This window comes from Coleofasciculaceae cyanobacterium, from assembly GCA_036703275.1.
Classification (GTDB): Bacteria; Cyanobacteriota; Cyanobacteriia; order Cyanobacteriales; family Xenococcaceae; genus Waterburya.
In genome coordinates, this window is record DATNPK010000038.1 from 1 (window position 1) to 6,015 (window position 6,015).

Here is a 6,015-nt window from a genome sequence, read left to right on the forward strand (position 1 = left end):
CTTTTTTTGACAACTGGTTTAACTGCTCTTGATTGTTCAACTCTGGTTTTTGGCTCATCCTATCGTTACATTACCCAGTTTTCTTCTCGGTTGCAACTATTTATCTCTTTTTGATACCTGAATACTTACGAAATTCTTTTATATATAGTTTCATTAGGTGGTTTTTAAAGTTAGGTCTTTTTGAACTTCAAACCCCAAAACAACCACGCTCTGACTGGATCTTTATCCTCGATACTACTTTTGATCATAGCCCTAAAAAGTGTTTTCTAATTCTTGGTCTTCCTTATCAACAATGATGGTTACAAAAGCACAATTCTGTTGTAATGACCCTTTATACCTATCCAAAGCTAACCGACGCGAAAAGAGATGTGGAATTGATTAGATTGTGGATTTCCCAAAAGTCCCTAACTACTCAAAAGACTTATATTACTATCAGTAGGCAATTCCTCACCTTTGTGGGAAAAGATTTACAAGAGGTGAAGCTGGAAGATATTTTGTTGTGGTTGGAATCGTTTCAACTGCGCGGTAAAAGTCAGAATACGATTAACAATAAATTGGCTGCTATTAAGTCTTTGTTTAGCTTTGGGGTGAAAACTGGCTATTTGTTCGCTAATCCCGCATCAATGATTAAGACTACCAAGGCTAAAGATGCCTTGAATGAAAGGATTTTACAAGCTGAAGAGGTTAAAAACTTAATTAATGCAGCTACCAATGAACGCGATCGCGCTATTCTCATTCTTTTATATATCTTGGGCTTGAGAATATCTGAGCTAGTAGGTTTGAATTGGTCGGATTTTCAACCGACCTCCGAAGCGATCGCTGTAACCATATTCGGTAAGGGTCATAAAACTAGAACTTTGTTAATAGGTAATCAGTTATGGTCGGAACTCCAGCAGCTGACTAAAAGTGATCGAACTGAAGCTGTGTTTTTATCGAGGTTTGGCAATCGGTTAGACCGTCATGCGATCCATCGGTTAATTAAGAAAGCAGTAGAGAAAGCAGGGATTAACCCCCATACTTCCGCTCACTGGCTGCGTCATGCCCATGCTTGTCATAGTTTGAATAATGGTGCAGGAATCGATCTGTTGATGAAGTCTCTAGGGCATAGTTCACTAGCGGTAACTTCGAGATACCTTCATGTGCAACCATCGGAGTGTACGAGTAAGTTTATCGATTTGGATTGAGGGTGCGATCGCCCCGTCAGATGAAAGGGCATCAGCACATTGATTGCGACATTCTCACGAAGCGTCATCGCCTAGAAGCTGGATGTAATTTTAGCGTGAGGGATGCTGGGGTTTCGCGACTCTTATCCAATCATGCTGGTGAGGTTGTTACAGCAGAGTCTTGGTCATGCGAGTGTGACTACTACCGAGAGGTATCTGCATATCAGTCCTGACGCTGGTAGTAGTCAGTTTATTGAGTTTTAATGGTTTGGTTTTGTGTAGTCTCGAAATTAGACTGTGTTGCAGCTTTAATTAATGGCAAGATACTCTCGATAAAGTCTGAATCTGAAAGCTGTTTTTTTTCATCTTTAACCATGTTATAACGCTCCAGTTTTAGTGTTTCTAATATGCGCGGATTGTTCAGACAATATGTTTCTACGCCAAAAAAGTTAATCGAAGATAGCTCCGATTGGTTAGCACCAGCCCAATCAATTGTTTCCCATCCGATCCAGACAAAATGTAATACTGTTTTTTGGTAGTAATAAGTCAATATAGCTCTAGGGTAATGTTCATTTTCTGATAATCCACAGTAAGTTTCGTAGTACCTCCAATTGCTGTTCTTTTTAAGCGAACCTCTAATATATTTATTTTTAGTTTTGACGCAAGCAGAATTAACAACCGAACCTTCAAGGTCGTTAAGTCCAACTGCGATCGCTATATGGCAATAACCATCATTTAGTTCATGATTGTACCAATACCCCAATATTAAAGATCTAACATTAGGAAATAAAGAAGTTTTTCTATTGATGGCGCGTAATAGTTTGGTCAATACGCCTTCTGATGTTGGAGTTTTGGGTATATATTTAGTAATTTTAGTACTGTTAAGAGAAGGAGCAATAAGCTCGATGTAATACCTTTCTTTTTCGCCAAGTTTGTCTTCAGAAAAATGATTAAAGTAAATATAAAATCTTCTATCTTTTCTATCTCTTCTGATAAGTTGTTTATGTCGATGATGACCATTCCATCTAGACTTAATATTTTTACTTTTTCCTACATATAGAACAAAGTATGTTTGGTCTGCAACTATATATATTCCAGAATACTCAGGTAATAATTCCTTATTTCTTAGAAAAACTTTCTTCCAAGTTCTCCAGTCATCTTTATCCATAAATCAATTTCAAGAGCTATGTTACTTACATATAACACTTTTACGACTCTTTACTTAAAGAAAAGCGATCGCCCTTACTTCTCACCCCTAATATCCAGCGTCACCTCAGCAGTAATCGCTCGCTCGTTCTGTCCGAGTATCTTCACCCGTCTTACCTTGCCCCGATAAGGAAAATAAACGCTCTCTTGCTTATCCAGTTCATCATCAACTGTATCTAACTGAGTCTGTAGTGAATTAACTTGCTCCTGCTGCTTCTGCATTGAGTTTGTTCTTCGGTAGCTGGTGCAGTGGCTATTACATCGGTATTGTTGGCATTGACAAAGGCGATCGCACTAATGCCTAAAAGTAAGTATCCCAATAGATTATAAGTTCTCTTCATCACAGTTCACCGTTAGTGGTCTTCTGCTTTTGTCTTAGTCTATTGGGTAGGGTTTTAGTGCGCTCGCAGCGATCGCTGTCTATTATCAATCGATATTCTTGAAGATTCAGTCGGTCGGCTTTTGGGTGAGAGTATTCTTACCCAAAACGCGACCGGTGAGATCGCGAATGGTGAGACACTAAGTGACTACGGATTAGCAGCCAAGCAGTCGCGTTTATTCGGATTAAACTTTAGTTAGATGAAAAGCGAAATCGTTTCATGATAAATTCACACTCAAGTCAAAAAACAAATTACTCAAATATTTAACATGAGCGAACACATTGAAATAGCAGAGACTTTTAAAGATGCTGGAACTCGCCCGATTGCTCAAAGCCCTGATTATTTGAGTACCAGAGCGAAGTGAACAAGAGCGATCTGCCAACAATTCTCAATCTGAAACTCCTTTTACATGAGATTTGAAAGCTATGAAAGATTTTAAAAATAGATAAAATTAGTACCAAGTTGTAAATATTCTCTTTAAATACTTTTAAAACCTTGCTCTAGACAGCACTATCCTGATTTCGACAGTTCCAACTGCATATTGCTCTTTAAGATATTATGCGTTGCGAAGCTATGCCGTAGGCAACACGAAGTTAGTCTCAGAGCGGATAAGCGGAGCAGCGGACGCGATATGCGGAGCGGTATCCTTTAGGACGTAAGGAGGAAGCGACGTAAGGAGCTAATCATGCACGGGCTAATCATGCACGGGCGGTCTTGGGCTTTGCAAGGCGCGTTTTGCGAGTCCGTGCATGATTAGAAGTTCGCGTCACAGTCCGTTGCGGGGGTTCCCAAGGCAGCGCGTTGTGGAGGTTCCCTCCGTTGAAGCGACTGCCGCCCCGTTATAGGAACTGTCGAGGTTGGATAAGAATATTCTTACAAGGCGCGTTTTGAGTGGGAAGCTTCCCACTCAAAAGCCGCCGCCCAAAAGCCGCCGCCCGAGTATAGCGATATCCGGCGTTGCACAACGAATAGATGAGCAACTAAAAAATAGGCATAGTCCAATGTTTGAGGTAATAAGTTAAAAGTCGAATTGAAGCTTCCAGCATCTCAATCGATTTTGAGTAACAAAACGTTTTGCGATGTAGACGAGCAAGGTAATGACGTAATCGTGAATTTTCTCCTTCGACTCTGGTCATGGCTGTTTTGCTAACTAAATGATCGCAATCGTTAATGAAACAAGGATATACAGGATAACCATCCGTGATATACAAAAAGCAACACCAGCCTCGGACAACCCACCACAAATTACGAAAAGTCTTTTGCGAGCGATCGCCAATAACCCATTTTAAGACACCTGAAGAAGTGAGAATTTACTGCTGTCTAGAGCCATATGCCCTAAAGGATATGCGAAGCGGTATGCTAAAGCCCTAAAGGATTAGCTTCGCGTCACACTAGCTCCGCGTCGTCCTTTAGGAAATTTGGTTGTCTTGGCAAGCATTCCCTTGCGCCTATCGGCGACGCGGGGTCTTGCCGCTTTTTTTGAACCCACAAATGTTTGTCCTAAAGGATAAGCTACGCAAATAATTCATCAATTTGTGCTGTTTCAGGTATTTCGTAGTTTTCTTCTGGTATTTGAAACGCAGCTTGTTTCACCCAGTTGATAACGGTATTGTGACAGATTCCTGTGGAGCGTTCAATTCCCCTAAATCCCATTCCATTGCAATATAATGTCAGACAATGTTTCTTTGCCTCTTGTGAATAACCTCTCTGGTCATAAGTATCTATAAACTGCCGATCGCAGTTACGGCAAAGATAATTTGGTAACGAACGATTTAAAAGAATCAGTACACCGTAAATTATCTATTTGGTCAGTAATCTCGAATATTTAATTACTTAAGCCTTGCTGTACTAAATTAATCCAGGTCCTTTGTGTCGCCAGTCGTGTTCCATGGTCAATTTACCTTTTTCATCTTCTGACAACTCTTGAAGTTCACGACGACGTTGAGCCTTAAGCTCAAGCTCTTTTTGTCTTAAATCTCCAGGTTCACAAATGTAGGCTTCTGTCTCCACTGCATAGTTATTAAGCAGCCCTTCAGTGTCAACAGTGTAGCCATCTCGGTTGTGAATATGTTCTTTATCGCCAGGATCGTCATGGTCAACATGACCAAAATGCTTACCCTCTCTCTTCGCCCTAGCTACTGATTCGGATGGGACAATATGCGGGTCGTAATGCGGAATACTCGAATTGGAATCACTTTTAGCTTTCATCGATTCCTCCTTGCTGTTTCTAGCAACAAAATGAGGTTACTTAACCTTATTCTAGCTCTGATTTACTCTCAAAATTGCTCGATAATTACAAGTCTTTAAACATCGAAATCCATCTGTTCAATGAGCGAGCGCCACTTTGAGTTCTAGAACACTGGAGAGCCAAAGACTTTCAGGCTTAGAGTAATTATCTGAACACTTGCTACTCAAATGCCAATTAGTGCGATTTTCATCAAAGTTCAACAATAAGTTAGTTAGATAATAATTCTGAGTTATAATAAATTATGTTTAATATAACTTTTGATTATAAAAAATCAAAGTGCGAAAAGTCCGGAAACCTTATACAATTTATCCTTGCAAAAGGAGGCACAATTATGGCTAAGGAAAATGCTACTCGAATCTATAAAAAAGTAGAACAAGCCCATGCTCAACAAGAAAGACAGAAAGCCCTTGGCAATCCAAAAGCTTTCATTGAGCTGGCTAAAGCTAGAGGCTATGACTTTAAAGTCGAAGATTTAGAGGCTCAACTCAGCCAATTGTCTGATGAGGATGTGGCAGGTATTTTCAACCCAGGTATTGGACTTAGACGACATATTTTCCCGAAATAAAAGCCTTGGCGATTGCGCAAAGCGATCGCCCTTACTCCTTCATCCCCAACACGCGATAAAGGAGTAAGGCTAGATTGCCTAAGAGTGACAGCTTCGCGCTTATTTACCCCTAAACATCGAAATTCATCTGTTCAATGAGCGATCGCTTTGTTAGATTTCGCTTATCACCCTATTTATTAATACAATAAAACGCCTCGAGAGAAGAAATGTAGAATTTATCTACCCGTACTCTAGAAGCGTTGATTTGAGAATTTAATTAAAGAAACTGAAATTAGAAGCGGTTATTCCGGGTAGTGTTGTAAATCTGTGGTCAAAATGATATCTTAAAGGGATAAATTAACTATTCAAATATTATCAATGACTGTTTTTATCGCTATAATTTGTCCAGATTGTAATTCTACAGATATCGTCAAGCACGGGTTATCTGGAGAAGGTAAACAGCGATATCGTTGT

Annotated in this window: 7 protein-coding genes and 2 pseudogenes; 3 read left to right on the plus strand and 6 right to left on the minus strand. The window is 39.9% G+C overall.

The genetic code is table 11. The features are described 5' to 3' along the window. The first annotated feature begins 323 nt into the window (after positions 1–323). Entirely contained in the window at positions 324–1,184 is an 861-nt protein-coding gene (locus V6C71_08585; GenBank protein ID HEY9768551.1) for a tyrosine-type recombinase/integrase, read from the plus strand. A 20-nt stretch (positions 1,185–1,204) separates the two neighbouring features. Beyond that, positions 1,205–1,396: a hypothetical protein gene (locus V6C71_08590; GenBank protein HEY9768552.1), complete on the plus strand. Its 192-nt coding sequence runs from the start codon at positions 1,205–1,207 to the stop codon at positions 1,394–1,396. A 17-nt stretch (positions 1,397–1,413) separates the two neighbouring features. Here V6C71_08590 and V6C71_08595 read toward each other — a convergent pair whose 3' ends face one another. From V6C71_08595 to V6C71_08620, 6 genes and pseudogenes are all read right to left on the minus strand, one after another. After that, positions 1,414–2,331: a GIY-YIG nuclease family protein gene (locus V6C71_08595; GenBank protein HEY9768553.1), complete on the minus strand. Its 918-nt coding sequence runs from the start codon at positions 2,329–2,331 to the stop codon at positions 1,414–1,416. 74 nt (positions 2,332–2,405) lie between these two features. Further along, positions 2,406–2,591, minus strand: a complete 186-nt coding sequence (locus tag V6C71_08600) for a hypothetical protein (GenBank protein HEY9768554.1) — start codon at positions 2,589–2,591, stop codon at positions 2,406–2,408. Then, positions 2,546–2,710, minus strand: a complete 165-nt coding sequence (locus V6C71_08605; GenBank protein ID HEY9768555.1) for a hypothetical protein — start codon at positions 2,708–2,710, stop codon at positions 2,546–2,548. Before V6C71_08605 ends, V6C71_08600 begins: the two co-directional genes overlap by 46 nt. Before the next feature lie 1,019 nt (positions 2,711–3,729). Then, positions 3,730–4,081: pseudogene (locus V6C71_08610) on the minus strand (IS1 family transposase). A gap of 189 nt (positions 4,082–4,270) precedes the next feature. Continuing rightward, positions 4,271–4,507, minus strand: a pseudogene (locus V6C71_08615) (IS1 family transposase). Positions 4,508–4,597: 90 nt separating this feature from the next. After that, positions 4,598–4,957 (minus strand): hypothetical protein, encoded by a 360-nt coding sequence (locus V6C71_08620; GenBank protein HEY9768556.1) that lies wholly within the window; start codon positions 4,955–4,957, stop codon positions 4,598–4,600. 281 nt (positions 4,958–5,238) lie between these two features. Here V6C71_08620 and V6C71_08625 point away from each other — a divergent pair, with 281 nt between their 5' ends. Then, on the plus strand, positions 5,239–5,562 hold the full coding sequence (locus V6C71_08625; GenBank protein ID HEY9768557.1) for a Nif11-like leader peptide family RiPP precursor: 324 nt from the start codon (positions 5,239–5,241) through the stop codon (positions 5,560–5,562). Positions 5,563–6,015: the final 453 nt, after the last annotated feature.